The sequence below is a fragment of the Nodosilinea sp. FACHB-141 genome (genome assembly GCF_014696135.1).
Lineage (GTDB): Bacteria > Cyanobacteriota > Cyanobacteriia > Phormidesmidales > Phormidesmidaceae > Nodosilinea.
On record NZ_JACJPP010000013.1, the window covers coordinates 498,456 to 518,605 of the forward strand.

20 protein-coding genes and 2 pseudogenes are annotated in these 20,150 nt (G+C 55.6%); 11 read left to right on the top strand and 11 right to left on the bottom strand.

The genetic code is table 11. The features are described 5' to 3' along the window. Window positions 1-30: 30 nt before the first annotated feature. Window positions 31-698 (bottom strand): annotated as a pseudogene (locus H6F59_RS16085) (AIM24 family protein). Window positions 699-1,030: 332 nt separating this feature from the next. Here H6F59_RS16085 and H6F59_RS16090 point away from each other — a divergent pair. Then, window positions 1,031-1,519 carry a DUF4168 domain-containing protein gene (locus tag H6F59_RS16090; protein WP_190702049.1) on the top strand — a complete coding sequence of 163 codons (489 nt, stop codon included), beginning with the start codon at window positions 1,031-1,033 and terminating at the stop codon, window positions 1,517-1,519. 145 nt (window positions 1,520-1,664) lie between these two features. Here the strand turns inward: H6F59_RS16090 and H6F59_RS16095 are convergent, their stop codons facing one another. Then, a complete protein-coding gene (locus H6F59_RS16095) occupies window positions 1,665-2,273 on the bottom strand; it encodes an SH3 domain-containing protein (protein WP_190702052.1) in 609 nt (202 codons plus the stop codon). A gap of 301 nt (window positions 2,274-2,574) precedes the next feature. On the opposite strand from H6F59_RS16095, the gene H6F59_RS16100 reads away from it, so the two are divergent. Further along, window positions 2,575-3,609: a hypothetical protein gene (locus H6F59_RS16100; protein WP_242021495.1), complete on the top strand. Its 1,035-nt coding sequence runs from the start codon at window positions 2,575-2,577 to the stop codon at window positions 3,607-3,609. 168 nt (window positions 3,610-3,777) lie between these two features. Then, a complete protein-coding gene (locus H6F59_RS16105; RefSeq protein WP_242021496.1) occupies window positions 3,778-4,371 on the top strand; it encodes a CAP domain-containing protein in 594 nt (197 codons plus the stop codon). An 18-nt stretch (window positions 4,372-4,389) separates the two neighbouring features. On the opposite strand, the gene H6F59_RS16110 is transcribed toward H6F59_RS16105, so the two are convergent. Beyond that, on the bottom strand, window positions 4,390-5,358 hold the full coding sequence (locus tag H6F59_RS16110; protein WP_313887229.1) for a DNA polymerase III subunit delta': 969 nt from the start codon (window positions 5,356-5,358) through the stop codon (window positions 4,390-4,392). After that, window positions 5,331-6,014 (bottom strand): dTMP kinase, encoded by a 684-nt coding sequence (gene tmk, locus H6F59_RS16115; RefSeq protein WP_190702055.1) that lies wholly within the window; start codon window positions 6,012-6,014, stop codon window positions 5,331-5,333. The genes H6F59_RS16110 and tmk overlap by 28 nt, the downstream gene beginning before the upstream one ends. 209 nt (window positions 6,015-6,223) lie before the next feature. Between tmk and H6F59_RS16120 the strand changes: the two genes are divergently transcribed. Further along, window positions 6,224-6,541 (top strand): hypothetical protein, encoded by a 318-nt coding sequence (locus tag H6F59_RS16120; protein WP_242021497.1) that lies wholly within the window; start codon window positions 6,224-6,226, stop codon window positions 6,539-6,541. Window positions 6,542-6,573: 32 nt separating this feature from the next. Here H6F59_RS16120 and H6F59_RS16125 read toward each other — a convergent pair whose 3' ends face one another. Together H6F59_RS16125 and H6F59_RS16130 are read right to left on the bottom strand one after the other, a co-directional pair. Next, window positions 6,574-7,029 carry an FHA domain-containing protein gene (locus tag H6F59_RS16125; protein ID WP_073606707.1) on the bottom strand — a complete coding sequence of 152 codons (456 nt, stop codon included), beginning with the start codon at window positions 7,027-7,029 and terminating at the stop codon, window positions 6,574-6,576. A gap of 376 nt (window positions 7,030-7,405) precedes the next feature. Continuing rightward, complete coding sequence (locus H6F59_RS16130; protein ID WP_190702058.1) at window positions 7,406-7,981, bottom strand: cyclic nucleotide-binding domain-containing protein; 576 nt, start codon at window positions 7,979-7,981, stop codon at window positions 7,406-7,408. Window positions 7,982-8,253: 272 nt separating this feature from the next. On the opposite strand from H6F59_RS16130, the gene H6F59_RS16135 reads away from it, so the two are divergent. The 4 genes from H6F59_RS16135 to glp all read left to right on the top strand — a co-directional run bounded on the left by H6F59_RS16135 (window position 8,254) and on the right by glp (window position 11,738). Beyond that, window positions 8,254-9,087: an RMD1 family protein gene (locus H6F59_RS16135; protein WP_190702061.1), complete on the top strand. Its 834-nt coding sequence runs from the start codon at window positions 8,254-8,256 to the stop codon at window positions 9,085-9,087. Between the two features lie 8 nt (window positions 9,088-9,095). After that, window positions 9,096-9,914 (top strand): tetratricopeptide repeat protein, encoded by an 819-nt coding sequence (locus H6F59_RS16140; RefSeq protein WP_190702064.1) that lies wholly within the window; start codon window positions 9,096-9,098, stop codon window positions 9,912-9,914. A 137-nt stretch (window positions 9,915-10,051) separates the two neighbouring features. Then, window positions 10,052-10,270, top strand: a complete 219-nt coding sequence (locus H6F59_RS16145) for a hypothetical protein (protein ID WP_190514504.1) — start codon at window positions 10,052-10,054, stop codon at window positions 10,268-10,270. A 232-nt stretch (window positions 10,271-10,502) separates the two neighbouring features. Further along, the gene (glp, locus tag H6F59_RS16150) at window positions 10,503-11,738 is read left to right on the top strand and encodes a gephyrin-like molybdotransferase Glp (RefSeq protein WP_190702067.1); all 1,236 of its coding nucleotides are present in this window, start codon (window positions 10,503-10,505) and stop codon (window positions 11,736-11,738) included. Window positions 11,739-11,761: 23 nt separating this feature from the next. Here the strand turns inward: glp and H6F59_RS16155 are convergent, their stop codons facing one another. After that, entirely contained in the window at window positions 11,762-12,148 is a 387-nt protein-coding gene (locus tag H6F59_RS16155; RefSeq protein WP_190702070.1) for a hypothetical protein, read from the bottom strand. A gap of 241 nt (window positions 12,149-12,389) precedes the next feature. Next, window positions 12,390-13,202, bottom strand: a complete 813-nt coding sequence (locus tag H6F59_RS16160) for an A24 family peptidase (RefSeq protein WP_190702073.1) — start codon at window positions 13,200-13,202, stop codon at window positions 12,390-12,392. Between the two features lie 249 nt (window positions 13,203-13,451). Here H6F59_RS16160 and H6F59_RS16165 point away from each other — a divergent pair, with 249 nt between their 5' ends. From H6F59_RS16165 to H6F59_RS16175, 3 genes are all read left to right on the top strand, one after another. Then, window positions 13,452-14,591 (top strand): PLP-dependent aspartate aminotransferase family protein, encoded by a 1,140-nt coding sequence (locus H6F59_RS16165; RefSeq protein WP_190702076.1) that lies wholly within the window; start codon window positions 13,452-13,454, stop codon window positions 14,589-14,591. A gap of 480 nt (window positions 14,592-15,071) precedes the next feature. Further along, window positions 15,072-15,245, top strand: a complete 174-nt coding sequence (psb34, locus tag H6F59_RS16170; protein WP_190514499.1) for a photosystem II assembly protein Psb34 — start codon at window positions 15,072-15,074, stop codon at window positions 15,243-15,245. Between the two features lie 41 nt (window positions 15,246-15,286). After that, on the top strand, window positions 15,287-15,484 hold the full coding sequence (locus H6F59_RS16175) for an electron transporter (protein ID WP_073606698.1): 198 nt from the start codon (window positions 15,287-15,289) through the stop codon (window positions 15,482-15,484). Between the two features lie 324 nt (window positions 15,485-15,808). Here the strand turns inward: H6F59_RS16175 and H6F59_RS16180 are convergent, their stop codons facing one another. From H6F59_RS16180 to psaA, 3 genes and pseudogenes are all read right to left on the bottom strand, one after another. Next, complete coding sequence (locus H6F59_RS16180) at window positions 15,809-17,302, bottom strand: DnaJ domain-containing protein (RefSeq protein WP_190702079.1); 1,494 nt, start codon at window positions 17,300-17,302, stop codon at window positions 15,809-15,811. A gap of 141 nt (window positions 17,303-17,443) precedes the next feature. Beyond that, window positions 17,444-19,645, bottom strand: coding sequence for a photosystem I core protein PsaB (gene psaB / locus H6F59_RS16185; protein WP_190514495.1), 2,202 nt, complete (start codon window positions 19,643-19,645; stop codon window positions 17,444-17,446). Window positions 19,646-19,739: 94 nt separating this feature from the next. Then, window positions 19,740-20,150: pseudogene (psaA, locus tag H6F59_RS16190) on the bottom strand (photosystem I core protein PsaA); the annotation flags it as partial.

Sequence of the window (20,150 nt, forward strand, 5' to 3'; positions counted from 1 at the left end):
AAGGAGAATCGATGGCCTCACCCCCCTACCCTAGCTAGAGGTTCTCGCCGTTGAGGCCGCTACCTGGCGCAGCAGCAGCACTTGCCAATAGGGAGTCGGGGCCAGCAGCACCGTACCATGCCCTTCAAAAACATTGACGAGGAACTCCCCAAAGGTCATTGAGCTCACCATAGATTTGGTGGCTTTTTCGACTCGGTAGCTGAGAGTACCGGTGCGGGCGATCGCAAAACTACCGTCTACCACCAGACGCTCCCCCCGCAGTTCAACGGTTTCCACAGGGCCTTGGGTCACCACCACCACCTGACCACGGCCCTTGACCTTGGTTTGAACCAGCCCTTCGCCACCCACCAGACCGCTCAACAACTTATTGCGTTCAACGGCAATCTCAACGCTGCCTTCGCTGGCCCAATAGGCACCCCGATCCAAAATCCACTCCTCACCCGACAGATCTAACGTGTGATACCCAGACAGCGATGGCGCTAAATATAGCTCCCCTGTGCCGGTGTAGGTAGGACGAAAAATATTTTCCCCGTCGCCAAAGACTTCAGAAAACCTCCTGCTGAAGGGGTTTGAGTCTGCATAGCAATAGCACCTCGCATGTAGTGCAAGGCACCTGATTCAGTGCGCACAGTTTCGTCATTTAAGGTGATTTTGACTAACCGTGTCCCCTCTCGCTCAATAACTTCGAAGTTGGCCATAGGGACCTCTGAAACAACGCCAAAACAGACGAGGGCAATCAGCAATTCAACTCAACGAAGCGGCAGCCACCGACCTTAGCTATCTTAGCTTCGTCAGCGATCGCGGGCGATCGACCCATGCCTGAATCGCTGGTCGGCATTTTCTCCAATGGCTTCAGGGGTACAGAGTCACACCCTGCTAGCAGCGGCGGAGGTCACACTATCGTCACAGAGCTGTCATCTCACCGTCATGATTGCCCCCTAGGGTGTCAACCCATGGGCACCAAAGTAGTGCCTGGTGTAAATCTCCCCGGCGAGGTTTGCGACTGACGATATTGCGAGGATCATCGCTCATGAAACCTTCCACACTGTTCAAAGGTCTTCTAGCCGCCACCCTGCTGCTAGGTGTTCCGGCCGCCGCTGTAGCCCAGGAGCAAGAAGCACCAGCGCCAGCACCGGCTCAGGCTGCCCCAGCAGAGGTGTCTGAGACCCAAATCGACCGTTTTGTTAGCGCCTATCAGGCAATTCAAACCATTCAGCAGGCGGTGCAGGCTGACCTGGTTGCCGCTGTAGAGGCCCAGGGGCTAACCGTGGATGACTACAATGCGATCGCCGAATCGCAGCAGTCTCCTGAAACGGCCGCCGAAGTTCCGCCAGAGCAGGCTGAGCAGTTTGCGGCAGCGGCTGAACAGGTTGCTACCCTGCGCGAGGGCGCTCGAACTGAAATGCAAGCCGCCATTGAGGCTGAATCCCTGAGCATTGAAGAGTTTGAGCAGATTATGGCCCAGGCCCAGGCAGATCCCGCTCTGCAACAGGTGATTGTCGAGCGGCTGGCTGAGTAGTTATCAGTAAGTAATCCAGCACCTAAATTGGTTTAAGGCCAAAGTCTTAGAGACCGAGAGCCTAGATTTAGGTCAAAGCCCTCCTTCAACACGAATTGAAGGAGGGCTTTGACATGTCAAATCGCTAAGCGCTGACGGCTGTTTCTTAAGGACAGGTGATTGGCGTTATGTTATTGCCCAGGCCATTGGTGCCAGTACGGGCAATCCAGCCGGTGCTGCCGTTATAGATAGTCACCTGCATCCAGCGGCGACCGTCTGTGGAGGTTTGCTGGGTCGGTGGGTTAGCGCTGGCGATTACGGTGTCGCCGACGTTGTAGCCAGCAACGGCGCTAGAGCCGGCTGTGGGGCTAGACCTAACCACCATTTCACGATCGGCCCTAAAGCAGGCCTTGGTAGCAGGAATCGGAGTGCTACCGCAGGCAGTCAAAACGCTGGCGTTGATCCAGCCTACGGGCTGTGCCGAAGACAGGGTGCCGCTTCTCAAAAAAACCTGGGCTCGCCCTGGAGAAGTTGCCCCGGTCAGGCTCACCTGGGTACCCGCCTGTAGAGTGCCAATGCGGGTTGCGATCGGCCCTAGAGTGGAGTTGTCAAAAACTTCGGTGGCTCGGTTGAGCTGACGACAGCCTCGAATCAGGGCTGGATTTTCGGTTAGAGCCCGACTCTCCTGAGCGAGGGCCGGGGCTACGGACAGTGACCCCGCAGACAGTAGCGCGATCGCTCCAAAGGAAAATTTCCGCAACACATTTGATGGCATGGACAATCCTGATCCCTTCATATATAGCTTTTTAAGGTCGAATTTCAGGGTTCACCCGGCCATCCTACCATCCACAAAATTAATCCTCGCGGTGGCTTTCACGAAGCTTATCGCGGGAGTTTTTAGGTAGCTTTGCGCCTCGCTGGTTTAAAGGATCCTCCCCAAAGCGTGCTCCAGAGGGCTATGCGGGCCTATCGGCATAGTGACGGCCACAGGTCTTTGACCATCGCGCGGTAAAGCAGGCAGACGTGGGAGAATGAACACCCTGTGCGCAAATGGTAACAACAGTATGACGGCGGCAATGCCCTATTCTTCTGAGGTAATTGAGTCAGCGATGCAGGCCGGGGAGCTGACCTTTGCCCTCCCCGACCCCACCGACGAAAAAATCTCTGACTACGAGTTTAACCAGCAGATGGAGGCGGCCTGGCAGGTGTGCGATCGCTTCGACCTGCAAACCGACATCTGGCGAGGAAGAATTTTGCGGACGGTGCGCGATCGCGAAAAGAAAGGCGGCGACGGGCGCGGCACCGGCTTTCTCAACTGGCTCAAAGATCGCGAAATCACTAAAAGCCACGCCTATAACCTGATCGAACTCGCTGAAAGCGCCGATCAGTTGCTCGACGCGGGCATGCTCACCCCTAAAGAGGTCAACCAGTTCAGCAAACGCGCCTTCGTCGAAACCGCCAAATCTGCCCCCGAAGTGCAGCAGCTAGTCAGCGACTCCGCCCGCAAAGGCGACCACATCACCCGCCGCGAGGTGCGTCAGGTGGCCAATGAGTGGGCCGCCATGACCTCCGACCTGATCCCTGAAACCCTACGGGAAAAGGCTGCCAACAACACCATCCCCACCCGCTACATCGCACCCCTAGTGAAGGAGATGGAGAAGCTGCCCTCTGTGCACCAGAGCACCCTCAAAACCGAGGTGGAGCTAAACCCTGACCTCGACACCCTCAAACAGGTCACCGCAGAGGCTCGCTACCTGTCAAAATATCTGGCCTCCGCCAATCAGGTACAGCTACTTGAAACCAGCGGCATTGATTTAGAACTGGCCCTCGAAGAAGCCCTGCGGGTGGGCTGCCTCAACTCCGCCGCCGACATGGTGGCCCAGGCGGCCCAGATCGAACAAACCGCCGTCAAACTCTACACCGTTTGGAAGCGCCTCAACCAATTGGCAGAACGGGTATTTGTCGACAGCGGCGAAAGTACCCCCAACCTGCGCGCCCTGCTCACCGCCCTCGGCCCCGTTACCAGCGAAACTGTCCAGGTGCGCTTGGGGGAAATCGACAGCGTCACCTCCCAAACCATCCGCTGGCGGCTAATGGTCGAAGAGGATTAGAAGGTCATCGGCTCAGGCCGTCTTGAGCCTCAATTCGAAAACTCATCTGAGATAACAAATCTGTCCCTTAGTATCCCTCTCTACGAGTAGGCGCTTGCCCTGAATCAGCCCTGGTTATGCCCAAGAGAACGAGCACGTTGCGCTAGGGTGTAGCCAGGACTGATTAGCTTGAAACTGTTCTCGATGCCTTTTGCCAAACGCTTTATCTACATTCGTCAAACCGTTAGTTTTGTCGCTGTGGCCCTGGCGCTGGTTGGTTGCGAGCCTACTGATTTAGAACAACTGGTCGAACGCATTCCTCCAGTTACTCGCATTGGGCGAGAGCCGCCCGCAGCGCCAGACGCAACAGGAGCTCAGTCATCGGCTGTCGCCGAGATGGAAACTCTAGTCTATGAGCGCATCAATGAGATTCGACAGCAGGAAGGCCTCAATCCTCTACAGCCCAACGGGTCACTGGCTCAGGTAGCGCGTCAGTACAGCCAGCGAATGGCTGCCGAAAACTTTTTTGGCCACGTCAGCCCCACCGGGGATGCCCCGGCCCAGCGAGTATCAGACGCAAATATTCTCTACGCCATGGTGGGCGAAAATTTGTTTACCAGCACCAATGCCCCCGACCCCGCCCCTTTAGCCGTGCAGGGCTGGATGGATAGCCCCGGGCACCGAGAAAATATCCTGCGATCGGGCTTTACTGAAACGGGGGTAGGCGTCTGGCAAAGGGGCAGCACCTATTATTTCACTCAGTTATTTATGCGCCCTTTGTAAGCGAGCAGGAGAGCGGTCCTAGTGGTTCCCTGGCGATTCAACTAGCGCCATCAGCATGACCTCCCACACTAAGCGGGGCTGCACGAAGCGGCGTAGGTAGCCTTTGGCGGCTTCAAGTTTGGGCAGCCACTGGAGGCTTTCGGTGGGGTAGCTTTGCCAGTACCAGTTGAGCAGGTAATCGAGCAACCAAAGCTGCGACTCGGTATCGAGGGTTTTGGTGACCTGGCGACCCTGCTCTAAAGCTTCGCGTAGGCTACGGGGGGGTTGATGCAGGGCGTTAAGCAGGTCGGCAGGAATGGTTTGAAGCTGTTGATAGGCGGCGATCGCACCCCCTGGGCTCCCCTGGGCCATCGCCAAGATTTGCGGTTGCCCTAGCGCCTCAGCTTGCCCCGCCCGCTGGAGCACCGTTGCCATATCTGCCGCGTTCAGCCGCTGAAAGGGAACCGTCTGACAGCGCGACACCAGGGTAGGCAACAGCGATTGTGGGCCAGGGGCCAGCAAAATAATCGTCGCCTGCCCCGGTTCTTCCAGGGTTTTCAGCAGACCGTTGGCCGCCCCCTCGGCCATAGTTTCAGCCGCCTCGACCACGACTACGGCGCGGGGTGCTTCTAGGGGCGGGCGGCTCAAGAATTGAGCAATCTGCCGCACCTGCTCTAGGCGGGTTTGAGGCGGGCTTTTGCGGGCAATCCCTTCCTCAGCCGCCTGGGAAGCCGCGATCAGCTTGCCCTGGTGTAAATAGGTGGGCTCGACCCACAGCAGGTCGGGGTGATTGCGCTGGGCAATGCGTCGCCCCAGCGCTGCGGGCGGTGCCCCAGACTGCGGGGTAAACAAAATTTCGGCAAAGTGCTCCGCCGCTAGCCGCCGCCCGACCCCGTGGGGGCCAGCAAACAGGTAGGCGGGAGCCACTCGCCGCTGCTCCACCGCGCGGCAGAGCAGAGCAACGGCAGTGTCTTGGCCCACTAGACCATCAAACTGGGGGCGTACCACTGCTGCAAATATCCTTCCACAACGGCAAAAATCTCGGCGGCGACGGTATCGACTGCACCCGTTGCATCAATGGCCACAATCCGTTCTGGATGCTGGGCCGCCAAGGCCTCAAAGCCCGCCTGCACGCGCTGGTGAAAGGCCAGATCGGCTTGCTCCATGCGATCGGCAGCCCCTCGCTGGCGTGTGCGAGCCAGACCAGCAGCAGCATCGAGCTTAAGCCACAAGGTGAGGTCGGGCACCAGCCCACCCGTGGCCGCGTGATTGAGCTGGGCAATCAGCCCTAGGTCTAGGCCGCGCCCATGGCCCTGGTAGGCCACGGTGGAGTCTGTGTAGCGATCGCACAGCACCCAGCAGCCCCTCGCCAGAGCAGGCTTAATCAACTCTTCGACATGCTGGGCGCGATCGGCGGCGTAGAGCAGCAGCTCAGCCCGACTAGCTATCGCAGCCTCGCCGTGGTCGCCTAGCAGCAGCTGGCGCAGGCTTGAGCCCAACTCCGTGCCCCCCGGCTCGCGAGTAGCGAGAATTTGGGGAATCACGCCCTGCTGCTGGAGCTGCTGGAAGCGATCGCTCTTCCCTAGAGCGCTATGCAGGAGCTTGAGCTGGGTCGATTTGCCGCAGCCTTCCACCCCTTCAAACACCAGCAGCTTACCCGGCATAGTTCGCTCCGATATTGCCTCTCTAGCTTACAGACAAGGGGGCCATCCACCCTAGGGGCAGACCGGCCCCCAGCAAGCTATGGTATACACTAAGATACAAACCGGACTAGTGCATACTAAGGTCAAGGGTGCAGCAGTGGGCTTATCAAAACATGCCTGCCACGACCATGCGCTAACTTGTAGTTATGATGGTCTCATCGAGGACGCCTATGGCCCGGTATACCAACACACTTCCTATCTCAGCAACCACCGCTCGGCTGCGCGATGCCATTGTTAGCTCGCTACAGGCATTTGGGCTCAATATGGTCTACGAAACCAGCGACTATCTGATGGCCAAAGAACAGCCCGGACAGGTTTCCCTGGCTCAGCTCACCACCATTGAGGTGCTGATCAGCCCACCTACCGTAGCTGCCGACGCAGCCTCGGTAAATCTGGTTGTCAGCAACCAAGAACTGCCCCTGCGCCACAACAATCACTGTGAGCAGGTGTTCAGCGCCGTCAACCAGGCTATTGTTGCCTTGGTCTAAGACTCAGTCCTTCAAACCCACCAGGCGATGGGCTAGATCTCGGTGTCATCATCTAGACTATCCGACTCCTCATCGCCCTCTTCAACCATGTTGGGGCTAATGAGCGTGATATCAAACTCGTCGGGGGGCAGAGTCGATTGGCTATCGCGCTTAAGCTGGTAGTAAATAGCGCGAGCTTGGGGACCAAACACAATCTCATCTTCGTTTTTGAGGTCGTGGGCCTGGAGCTTGCGCCCATTAATCAGCATTCCATTGGCGCTGGGTTTGCCCTTTAGGTTGCCGTCAACTATGCGGTAGTAAAACGTGTCATCGTCCTTCGGCAGCTGCACCAGGGTGGCGTGATGCCGCGACACAAACTGCGACGACAGGCGAATGTCGCACTTAGGATCTCGCCCGATGGAGTATACCGACCCATCCAAGACAATTTCTCGGCGGCCTTTACTATCTTCAACAATGAGAATATTACTGAGTTTGGTGTGGAGTGGCATGTGCTGTCACTAGCAAAAACGGAGCTCAGAATCGGTTGAGAATGGAACGACGACCTTAATCACCAGGGAAACGTAGAGCATATCGCGTTTAACCCACCCCATCGCCGCGATCGCTCCTGTGAGCCAGTTTAACCACCGCAGATATAGCCCAAACTTAAGCTCACTTACGCCAGCTTACCTTTAGCCAGAAGGGGCATAGCCATGGGGGTGTGCCCAACGGTTGCTCTATATTACCCCCTAGTTGCCTTGCCTGAATGGTAGCAGAATCTTTCTTAGGCGATGAATATGAGCTGCATTCATCAAAAATGTTTGACTTATCGCTTCGATTAACGGAGCCAAGCGGCAGAACCTTAGAGACTGAATGTTAGAAAAAGCCCTAGTCGGCAGAGTCCACCTCAAGTTCTTCCCAGGGGTTAGAGTTAACGTTGCGCAGACGCTTGAGCATCCAGTCAAAGCGAATATTGCCCATAGAGAGCATATCGCCCATCTCGTCGAGCCCGGCATCGTCGGGGTTAGCCACAGGACGCCAGTGTTCGCCCTGCAAATGCTTGACGGTGCTGCGCAGGCGGCTAGAGAGCAAAATGGCCAAAGCTCGATAAAAGCGCGAGGCAAACCACATATCTTGCTGGAGCTTGTGGCGCAGCTGACTACAGGAAATAGCCAGCACAATACCAGGTTCGAGGGCCGTCACCGTCGCAGAAGGTGGTTGACCGTCAACAAACGACATTTCGCCGACCACCTCACCAGTTGCCAGCTGGGCAACGGACTGGTCGCCCATGGCTGCCACCGAAACCTCCAAGCTACCGTTTAGAATGAGGAAAATATCGTCGCAGGCGGCACCCTCACGAATCAACACCTCTCCCGGTTGCAGTTCTCGACGCTGACCAGCATCAATCAGCCAGTCAACGTCTTCGTCTTCTAAAACCCCAAGAATAAATACCACACGCTTCATGGCTGCGGCCCTACATCACAATATCCGAACCGCCCATGGCGGTGATAACGGCACCCAATTGGCTTGCACTTTTAGAGACAGAGGCTAGCCAAGGGCATTGCCGTATTGCTACCTGATGTCAACCCGTGCCAGTTTTTAACATAACCTACGATGGGATGTGAGGAACATTTCTCTAGTATCGGCGTTCTGCAACAGGTTTCACCACCGGCCGAAGGAGTGAGACCCTGTCCCTCAAGCTGCCGGATATCGCCTGTTTTCTACCCTAATTTCCCATGACTACTGTTATATCAGAGACGGTTACGACAGCCTCCGATCGCGCCGACGACGTGGCTGTACGAGCCTATTTTTTGGGCCAAAGTATTGATTTAGGTGCTCTAGCCAAACCTAGCGGTCCAGCACTGGTGCCTTCTTCGCCGCTGATGGTGCCCGTTGGAGAAGGTGGGCAGGGGGTGCTGTTTAGCTACGGTGCCGTGGTGCTGTTTGGCCTTTCTGCCGATGCAGAACAGGCTTTTATTACCAACCTCAGGCCTCACATTGCCAACCCCATCGACCACCCTGAAACCGAAGCTGCCACTATTCGCTTGGCCCCTAACAGCAGCGGCAAAGTGCAGAATGGACTGATTTTTTTGTCGTCCCTTGATGGGTTGCGCCTGCACTTGGTGGCCGATGTGATGGCTAAAAGCGTGGTGCTAGCCTACTACGAGATCGGTGCGGCGGCTGTGTTTGACCGCATTGAGCCCTACGCCGTGGAGCTGCAACATCAGCACCGCCCGAGTGTTCAGGGTGACCAGTTGCTCAAGCAGATTGGCCAAACGCTGATGATTCAACACAAAATTGTGGGTCGAGTCGAAATCATCGATAAGCCTGAGCTGCTGTGGGAATACCCCGAGCTCGACTCCCTCTACCACCGCCTAGAAGACGAATACGAAATTCGCGATCGCCACTCGGCCCTAGAGCGCAAGCTCGACCTGGTCAGCCGCACCACCGAAACCGTGCTCGACTTGCAGCGGCACCAGACCGGCCTACGGCTGGAGTGGTATGTGGTGCTGCTGATTGTGGTAGAAGTGCTGCTGTCGCTCTATGAACTATTTGTCCGCCCCCACTGAGGTACCCGATGGGACAGTCTATTGTCGTGAATCAAGCCGAGTTTGAGCAAGCGGTGCTGCAACCCTCGTTTGAGCAGCCGGTGCTGGTCGATTTTTTTGCCACTTGGTGTGGCCCCTGCCAGTTGCTCAAACCCATGCTCGAAAAGCTGGCCCAGGAGTATGACTTCACCCTGGCCAAGGTCGATATTGACGCCAACCCTGAGCTGGCTAAAGCCTTTAAGGTTGAAGGGGTGCCCGATGTGCGCATTGTCAGCCAGGGGCAAGTGCAGGAGGGGTTTGTGGGGGTGCTGCCTGAGCCACAGCTGCGGGAGTTGTTGGCCGGTCTAGGTCTGCAATCCTCTTTGGAGCAAGATCTGGCGGCCTTTGAAGCTGCTCAAGCCAGCGGCGACAAAACAGAGATTTATCCAGCCCTGGCCACGCTGCTGACCCGCTACCCCAACAACGGTCAGATTTTGCTCAAGGCGGCCCAAGTATATCTGGTGCAGGGGGATGATGCCCTAGCCAGCCAGTATTTGGATTTGATTGACCCGAGCGATCGCGCCACCGCTGACCAAGCCGATGGCATTCGGAGTCTGCTCACCCTGCGCCAATCCTTAACCGACCTGGGAGACTCTGATCTAGATGTCGCCTATGGGGCTGCTGGCCAGGCAGCGTTAAAGGGCGATTTTGCCGCTGCCCTGGAGGGCTTTTTGGGGGTGGTGGAGCGCGATCGCAGCTACCGCAGTGACGCCGGTCGCAAGGCTATGCTCACCGTCTTCAAGCTGCTGGGTGACAGCAACCCGCTCACCCTCACCTACCGCAAGCGCCTGATGCAAGCCCTTTACTGAACCAACCCTTTACTTAGGAAAGTTTGAAGAATATGAGGCCAAAAGCGTTTGGTTAAAGCCACGACAGTTATTGTAGAGACAGTTCCTTAAGCTGATTTTTTAGCACTTTGGCCAACGCTACCTAATCGGTAAACCCTATGTCTCTCCTGGCACGCTGGCTTCAGTTTTTGCGCTTTCTCGAAGGGCTGTTGGAGTTTTTAGACTTTCTCACTACCCCCCTGGGATTGGTAGCTAGCGTTGGGCTAGGCCTCTACAGCTTGCTGGTGTTCTTCGGCACCGATGCCTCAGCCGCCGCTACCCTAGCCGGGTCAGTTGCCTTGGGCCTTAGCTGCCTAATCACCCGCCCCGACTTCTAACCCCTGCGTTCTTGCTTCTCTCTCCTAAGAAAACGGCTGGTCTGTGGGCTTGCCTAAGCGACAAGCAATGCCGCTCTACCGCTCCCACTCGCCTTGGGAATATGCCCACGGCTCCCTTACTCCTTATCGAGCATGCCACGCTACGCTCTCTACAGGTCTCGAACTCAAGGCATACCCACCTCCTCTTCCCCACCTCCCTTATCTTCCCCACCCCTCTTATCTCCCCACTTCCATGCTCCCCGCCGCCGAGGCCGAAGCCAAAATTCTCGATCTAGTGCCGCTCCCAACCGAGGTAGAGCAAGTTTCCTTAGATGCCTGCCTGGGTCGTGTTTTAGCCAAAGCTATCCCTAGCCCGCTCGATTTTCCCCATTGGGATAATTCAGCGATGGATGGCTATGCCGTGCGCTATGAGGATGTGCAGGGAGCCAGTGCTGAGCAACCCAAGGTGCTGACGCTGACAGAGACGATTCCAGCAGGGCGATCGCCTCAGCTCCCCATCGGCTCAGGTCAGGCCGCGCGCATTCTCACGGGCTCCATGCTGCCCGATGGAGCTGACACCATCGTGATTCAAGAGGTCACCCAGCGCCAGGGCGATAGTGTTTTGGTGCTAGAAACCCCAGAGCCGCAGCAGTTTGTGCGCCACCGAGGCAGCTTTTGCCGGGCGGGCGAGGCGCTCATGGCCCCAGGCCTCTCCATTGGCGGGCCAGAGCTGGCGGTGCTGGCCTCGGCCCAGTGTCTTCAGGTGCCGGTGTTTCCTCAGCCTCGGGTAGCAATTCTCTCCACAGGCGATGAGCTGGTCATGCCCGATGCGCCGCTTCAGCCGGGGCAAATTGTGGACTCTAACCAGTACGCGCTGGCGGCGTTGGTGCGGCAGGCAGGCGCGATTCCGCTGAGCCTGGGCATTGTGCCCGACCAGCCCCAAGCGTTGAGAACTGCCATTCAGTCAGCGCTGGCCCAGGCAGATATGATTGTGTCATCTGGTGGCGTTTCCGTCGGTGACTACGACTATGTAGATGAGATTCTGGCGGAGTTGGGAGCGACGCTGCATATTCGCTCGGTGGCAGTAAAGCCCGGTAAACCACTCACGGTGGCTACATTCCCAGCGGAGGGGGGGAATGCGCCGCTGTACTTTGGCTTGCCGGGAAACCCAGTGTCGGCCCTGGTGACCTTTTGGCGATTTGTGGCCCCAGCATTGCGGAAGCGATCGGGCCTGGCTACGGGCTGGGGGCCGACATTTGTGCCCGCCACAACTCGCGATGCGCTTAAGGCTGGTGGCCAGCGAGAAACTTATCTGTGGGGCAAGCTTGAAACGACTGCCCAGGGCTATGAGTTTTCGTTGGCGGGCGGTGGCCACAACTCTGGCAACTTAATCAACCTGGCGGGAACGAACGCGCTGGCAGTGGTGCCAGTGGGGACGAAGCTAATCTCTGCTGAAGCAACGGTGCCGGTGATGGTGGTGGGTTCATAGCAGATCAGTACCCTCAACTCCGATCAGGAGCCGACACCCGCAGGCTTTTTCTGGCCAATCATCGCACAGGCATACTCCATTGCCGCAGAATTTAAAGGGTCGGGGTCAACGGGCATCCAGCGATCGCTGCCCACAGGGCCATCGAACTCGACATCGCGAAAGCGGCGGCGATCGCAGTCATATTCAGTTAAATAGTCAGTGCGCTGGGGCTGTCCAGAGCGGCGGTCGATGTAGTAGCTGCCCACTCGCACATGTCCCCAGTCCAGAGGCTTTATAGAATCGATGTCGACAAACTGCTGCTGGCCTTGGGCAGTTTCAGCTACTGGGTACCAAGTAGTCGCTAGGGCGCTGTCAGGGCAAATAGCCCAGTTGAGAGAGCAACCTAGAACAAGCGCGATCAGTCTGACCATCCACGGCGCTAGCCGCCAAGGCCAAGGAACAAGCTGAAAAAATTGGGGGCGTTGTTTCACAGTGGACGATCCGGGAGTGTTGTGGGCTCAAGCTTAGGCAGAAATGCGGCAAACGGCAGACTACGCAGCGTTTCGATCCCATTTTCGATCAGGCCACATAAATGAGTTTAGGCGTGAGCTTCCTTAACTAGTCAATTGCTCTCCCGCTATTCAGTGCTGCACCCTAGTGGTTAGGTTGTGATCAAAGGGTGGGGAAAAACAGCGATCGGTAAGCCCCGATCAGCACTTCACCCCAGAACACCGTGATCACGGCCCCGATCGCTAAAAATGGGCCAAAGGGCATCGGCTGACGGCGGCTGATGAGTTTGAGGGCGATCGCACCTCCCCCCACCGCCGCCCCTACTACACAGGCCAAAAATCCGCTGAGCAACACTCCCTGCCAGCCTAGCCACGCCCCTAGCATAGCTGCCAGTTTGGCATCGCCGCCCCCCATGGCCGTTTGGCCTAACGCTGCTGAGGCAAACAGGGTGATCAGGTCAAACAGCCAAATGCCCAAGACCGCCCCTAGGATTCCTCCCAAGAGGCTTTGCATAGGGCTAGGCCACGATTCACCCTGTAATAGCGGCAGGGTAAACTTCACCGCCAGCCCCAATCCCAATCCCGACTGGGTGAGCACATTTGGCAGCATTAGGGTGTCGATGTCAATAAACGCCAGCGCCACTAGCCAGCTCAGGAATAGCCAATAGCCCACCGTGAGCCAGGTGGGGCCGAACAGCCAGAACGTCGCCAAAAACAGCGTCCCTGTAAACGCCTCAATCAGCGGGTAGCGAGGAGAAATAGACGTACGGCAGTAGCGACAGCGCCCTTTGAGCCAGAGCCAGCCCAGCACCGGCACGTTGTCGTAGGGTTTGAGCTGAGTATGACACTTAGGACAGCGAGACGGCGGGTGCAGCAGCGATAACCCCGCTGGTACCCGGTAAATCACCACATTGAGAAAGCTGCCCACGGCGGCACCAAACAGAAAAACCAGGGCAGAGGTGATGAGGGCATCCATAGTGGGGGCGACAAAAGAATGTTAAAGCAGCAGGGGAAGGAGAAAGGCTTTGGGAGGTGGGGAGTTGAGTAGGGGGTTAAATGGGTAAGGGGCTACGGGACCCACAGATGGTTGTCCCAATTTATGGGTAAAACGGATAGGTTCAGAATGCCCAGGATGAGGCAGATGGATAGCTGGCTGGGCGATCGGCTTATGGCAAGGCTTTGCCAACGTGCCTAAAATCAAGGGCAACCCATCTTTCCTAATCTTATGTCTCCCGACGCCACGCCCTTTTCCTCAGAAACCCAGGCCATCCACAGCGGCAGAAACATTGACCCTGCCACCGGAGCCCTAACAGCACCGATTCATCTTTCCACCACTTTTGAGCGGGATGGCGATGGCAGCTATCCCAAAGGCTATGTCTACGGTCGCAGCGGCAACCCCAACCGCGACGCCCTCGAAACAGCCTTAACCACCCTGGAAAAAGGGTCAGAAACCGCCACCTTTGCTTCTGGGTCAACCGCTACCTTTAGCCTGCTGCAAGCCCTCGGCCCAGCCGACCATGTGATAGCACCCCAAAGCGTCTACTTTGGCGTGCAGCAAATGCTAAGCCACATTTTTGCCCCGTGGGGCTTGAGGTACACCTTGGTGGATACAACAGACTTAGCGGCAGTAGCCGAAGCCCTGCGCCCCAACACCCGTTTGGTGCTGATCGAAACCCCATCTAATCCTCAGTTGGCCGTTACTGACATTCAAGCGATTGCCGACCTAGCGCACCAGGCTGACGCCTACCTGGCCTGCGACAACACCATTGCCTCCCCAGTACTGCAAACTCCGCTTACGCTGGGGGCCGACTTTGTGATTCACGCTACTACTAAGTATCTGGCGGGCCATGGGGATGTGATTGGCGGCGCGGTGGTCACCCGCGAATCCAATCCATTGTTTGCGCAGTTGCGGCTGGTGCAAACCATCGGCGGCGTGGTGCCGTCTCCCTTCGACTGCTGGCTGACGCTGCGCGGTCTGCAAACCTTGCCCCTTCGAGTACGCGCCCAGTCCCAGGCAGCCCAAAGCATGGCCACCTGGCTATCCCAACATCCCGCCATTGAGCAGGTACTTTACCCCGGATTACCCGAGCATCCCGGCCACGAGGTCGCGCAGAAACAAATGCAGGGCTATGGTGGCCTACTCTCATTCTTAGTAAAAGGCGATCAGGACAGAGCTATGGAAGTCGCCGCCAAAACCAACCTGATCGCTCGTGCCACTAGCTTTGGCAGCCCCCACAGTGCGATCGAACACCGCGCCTCAATTGAGCAAGGCACTCAAACCGCGCCTAACCTGCTGCGACTCTCCGTTGGTCTAGAGCACGTAGACGATCTAATCGCCGATTTGGAGCAAGCCCTAAGCCGATAATTCAATCCTGTTGATTTCCCCAATTTCTCTAGAAAAACGGCGCTGCCCCTAATCCATTGCCCAATCCCTTCATTTTCTTGCTCTCTCCATTCCCTCAGCTTCTCGCTTTCCTGCCGTAGGAGAAGGTCTTCGCCGATCCTCAGCCTTTGGTTGCAAACCCGGAGCTTGGGAGCCCTGGGAAGTATAGGCTTTTAAGCTTCGCAACGTTACGAAGGTAGCGGTGATCTGTTGTGCCCATTTTGGAGCCCAGTCTGCGAGATTTCGCAGACTGGGGCGATCGCCGTGGTTTAGCACTGCTCGCCGTGGCTTGACGCGGCCTTTTCTGCCCGCTGCTAACCACCTCCAACAGCAACACCCTGCCTCTATAAGCTGGGATTAACGCATAATCAAAATTAAGGCAAGAACTTGTTGCAATATCGTTATATTACTGTTACATTAGTTTACATGAAGAAACATTCAGCACCCCAGGAGGGCCTCGCAATGTTCACCACTACCCAACTCGACAACGGCATTCTCAATAACTACGCCGTAGAGCCCGAAGTGTATTTCGCGTCCTACCCTTCGCCTGAGCAGCAAAAGGGCTACGCGCTGCAAGCCGCGATCGCCACTCTGTTCGTAGCTGGTCTAATGCTGGTCACCTTGGCAGTCAGCTAGTTTCGCAGGAAGTTTCTAAGAGTCTTTGGAGGAGAAGCGCTATGTTTGCACCGATGGTTCTGCTAGTTCGCAACATCATGGGAACCCCGAAATTTAACAAGCTGCGGGGACAGGCGATTGCCCTTCACTCCAAGACCATTACAAACTTCTGCAACCGCTTTGGCATCGATAGCAAAGAGCGCCAAGCTCTAATTCGCAAAGCTAAAGCTAATGGCCAACGGCTCGGTTTTCTGGCCTAGGTGATGTTAATTTAGTTAATAAATTTGCTGATATAAAAACCCCCTAGCTATGGTTAAGGGGGTTTTTGCTGTTTGAGCGCTAGACGGTTTTGAGACAAGAATCTAATTTGAGTGCGATTGCCAGGTGCCCTATGCGCTAAATAACTTACCTTATAAGGGCCGTCTGCGGTTCATAACGTTGACATACCCGCCGCCACTACACCCAGTGAAGATGGGGTCTGACTAGTCGAAGGTCTGCCCATGGGGCTATCACAATCCCCTAGCGCTGATGATTAGCCGACACTAATTATCGTTGATTTAGCTCAACTACAGACGTTTATGAGCCTACACATTTAACTGTATGTTCAATGTTTTAACTGTGCCATCAGAGCTGGCGCTGAGAATAGCATCGTTAGATAAAGAAATTAATTTAGAGCCGTCTGCTGCATGGGCTGTTGTACTGTTTAATTCAGCTCCAGAATCAACATCCCAAATAATGAGTTGACCAGTTTTGTCTATGCCGCATAGAACTTGTCCACCGTGGCAAAATACCAAAGCATTGATCGTCTGCTGGAGTGATTGAAATATAATCTGAGGCTCTCGGTTAGGATACTTCCATAGGCAGACTTCACCAGATAGGCTGCTAGACGCAAAAAGCTGCTTTGCAGATGAGAAAGCTAAGGCTTTCACAGGTTCACCATGCCCCCTTAGATTCATTACGTTGCCGTCTCTAGAAACATAGCAGAAACCAACTGTGCCATTTTCAGCGCCAAATACTGCTCCATCACCTGTCGAATTTAGGAGTATTGAAGAAACCGCTACTTTTTGACGAACTATCTGCTTGATTTTCTTATTCCTTTGGAAGTCCCACGTTTGAATGAATCCAGCAGCATCAGCAGCAATGAAAAATTTGCGCGAATAACAGAGATCAAATGCTGTAACTCCGCGATCGCAGATCAGCATCGACTTGGCCAGAGAACCGTTGTTGAGGCTCCAGAGGTTTACAGCCCCATCAAGGCTGCTACTAAAAAGAAACTGATTATCATTGCTAAATATCAGGTTTGTAATCTCCGTCCTATGACCTTTCAAGCAGAAAAAGTGCTTTCTCGCTTTGTAACTCCAAAGGTCAATATCGCCGTTATTCTTACCCAGAGCGAGAAAGCTATGGTTTGGACTAATAGCTACTGCACAAATCGGCTCTGAGATCTTCGCAAAGACAGACTCATGCTGAATCGTAGCTGAATAGCTAGGCTTCTTAACTTCAGGAGGTTTTTGTTGAGTTCTGGGATTTCCTCCGCTGGCATAGCTATTAGTCTTAGAAGGCGAATATTTTATGCCAAACATTCCAGCAACTTCGGGACAAAGGTTAGTAACCACAAAACCCAGCTCTTTGGCTCGTCTTAAATCACTTGCACTTCTATGCTCAAAACCGATTTCTGAGAAGACCAAGCCCCTAAAGTAGTACGCCTCAGAAAATTTAGGGTCAAGCTTAACTGCATTGCCCAATTCCTCAGCAGCTTCTGTGTACTGTTCTTTCTTCGCAAAAAACTTTGCTTTATCGAAAGACTCTTGGGGAGTTACCTTTCGAGTTTTTACAGTTGTGCTGGTCTGTACATAGCTTGCCTGCCCCGTCAAGCCTACATGATGGGTTTGTAGGATTTCATAGGCAACATTAATAGCTTTAATTTTTTCCTCAGCAATTCTGGCATTGGCAGGGTCATTCGCAAATTTATCGGGATGCCACTGCTTTGCAAGCCGCTTATAGGCTTGCTTCAGGTCTTGCTTTGAGGCGCCTGGTTTAAGAGCAAATAGCTGGTAGTAAGTGTCAAGATCTGACATGGTGCGACAAAAGCAGTCTCTTCCGACTAAAGCAGAGGAAGATGTAACGCCTCAGAATTCCCTACAGATAGAAAAACTCTCACAAACAAAGCGCCCCAGTGCATTGCACCGGGGCGCTTTAACTTACCTAACTAGCTCAACCTAGCCGAAGCGGCTTGAAGTCGAAGCGATTAGGAAGGCCGCGTAGGTGAGGATGTAACCCACCGTGAAGTGAGCTAGACCCACAACCCGACCCTGGATGATCGACATGGCAACGGGCTTGTCCTTCCAGCGAACCAGGTTCGCTAGGGGAGTGCGCTCGTGGGCCCAGACAAGAGTTTCAATCAGCTCTTGCCAGTAGCCCCGCCAGGAGATCAAGAACATGAAGCCGGTGGCCCAAACCAGGTGCCCAAAGAGGAACATCCAGGCCCAGACGGCTAGGTTATTCATGCCATAGGGGTTGTAACCGTTGATTAGCTGAGAGCTGTTGAGCCACAGGTAGTCGCGCAGCCAGCCCATCAGGTAGTTAGACGACTCATTAAACTGAGCCACGTTACCCGACCAGATAGCAAGATGCTTCCAGTGCCAGTAGAAGGTCACCCAACCAAGGGTGTTCAGCATCCAGAACATCGCCAGGTAGAACGAATCCCACGCGGAGATGTCGCAGGTGCCGCCACGGCCAGGGCCGTCGCAGGGGAAGCTGTAGCCGAAGTCTTTTTTGTCGGGCATCAGCTTCGAACCGCGGGCATCCAGCGCACCCTTGACCAAGATCAGGGTGGTGGTGTGCAGGCCGAGGGCGATCGCGTGGTGAACCAAGAAGTCGCCAGGGCCAATGGTCAGAAACAGCGAGTTCTTGTTGCTGTTAATGGCATCAAACCAGCCAGGCAGGTAAACAGCATTGGCGGTTTGAGTCACGCTGTCAGGGTTCGACAGCAGCGTGTCGAAACCGTAGAGCAGCTTACCAGAGCAGGCTTGCACCCACTGGGCAAACACAGGCTCAACCAGAATCTGCTTTTCGGGGGTGCCAAAGGCTACCACCACGTCGTTGTGCACGTACAGACCCAGGGTGTGGAAGCCCAGGAACAGTGACACCCAGCTCAGGTGCGAGATGATCGCTTCCTTGTGCTCCAGCACGCGGTACAGCACGTTGTTCTGGTTGGCTTTGGGGTCGTAGTCGCGCACCAAGAAAATCGCGCCGTGGGCAAAGGCCCCCACCATGATGAATCCAGCGATGTACTGGTGGTGGGTATAGAGCGCTGCCTGAGTAGTGTACTCCTGAGCCATGAAGGCATAGGGAGGTAGCGCATACATGTGCTGCGCCACCAGGGAGGTGATCACACCGAGGGAAGCTAGGTGAAACGCTAGCTGGAAGTGCAGCGAGTTGTTATAGGTGTCGTAAAGACCCTTGTGTCCTTCACCCAAACCGCCACCGGGTGGCTTGTGAGCATTCAAGATTTCCTTGATGCTGTGGCCAATACCGAAGTTGGTGCGGTACATGTGCCCGGCGATGATGAAGATCACCGCGATCGCCAGGTGGTGGTGGGCCATATCCGTCAGCCAGAGAGACTCGGTCTGAGGATGGAAGCCGCCCAGGAAGGTCAGAATCGCAGAACCAGACCCAGTCGCTGTACCAAAGATATGGCTAGAGGTGTCGGGGTTCTGGGCATAGACTCCCCAGTTGCCGGTAAAGAAAGGCATCAAGCCTTCGGGGTGGGGCTTCATCGAGAGGAAGTTTTCCCAACCAACGTGGACACCGCGAGATTCGGGGATAGCCACGTGTACCAGGTGACCGGTCCAGGCCAGCGAGCTGACGCCAAACAGACCAGCCAGGTGGTGGTTGAGGCGAGACTCAGCGTTTTTGAACCAGGACAAGCTGGGGCGAAACTTGGGCTGAAGGTGCAGCCAGCCTGCGAACAGGAAGACCGCCGACAGGATCAGCAGAAAGACAGCACCACTGTACAGATCGGTGTTGGTGCGCATACCGATGGTGTACCACCAGTGGTACACCCCAGAAAACGCGATGTTCACCGGAGTCGAAGACCCAGCCTGAGAGAAGGCATCTACCGCAGGCTGACCAAAGTGAGGATCCCAAATCGCGTGGGCGATCGGTTTGATGTTGAGCGGATCTTTGATCCACTGTTCAAAGTTGCCTTGCCAGGCGACGTGGAACAGGTTGCCCGAAGTCCACAGAAAGATGATTGCCAGGTGGCCAAAGTGGGAGGCGAAGATCTTTTGGTAAAGATTCTCCTCCGTCATGCCATCGTGGCTTTCAAAGTCGTGGGCTGTGGCAATCCCGTACCAGAGCCGACGCGTGGTCGGATCTTGGGCCAGGTCCTGGCTAAATTTTGGGAATTTAGTTGCCATGAATCAAAACGGATTCTAGTACGACATTTGAGTCATGAGTGCGGTATGTAGGGGCGCAGGGCCTGCGCCCCCAGGAGATTCCATGACGAGAAACCTAGCCCACCGCGATAATTCGAGCCAGGAAGAAGGCCCAGGTAGTAGCGATACCCCCGAGGAGGTAGTGAGCCACACCCACAGCCCGACCCTGAGTGATGCTCAGAGCGCGAGGCTGAATAGAAGGCGCTACCTTCAGCTTGCTGTGAGCCCACACGATGGACTCAATCAGCTCTTGCCAGTAGCCACGGCCACTGAACAGGAACATCAGGCTAAAGGCCCACACAAAGTGAGCACCCAAGAACAGCAGACCATAGGCCGACAGCGCCGAACCGTAGGAGCCGATCACCTGGGAGGCTTGAGCCCACAGGAAGTCGCGCAGCCAGCCGTTGATGGTGATGGCGCTAGCCGCAAAGTTGCCACCGGTGATATGACTCACCGTGCCGTCGGGGCTCACTGTGCCCCAGATGTC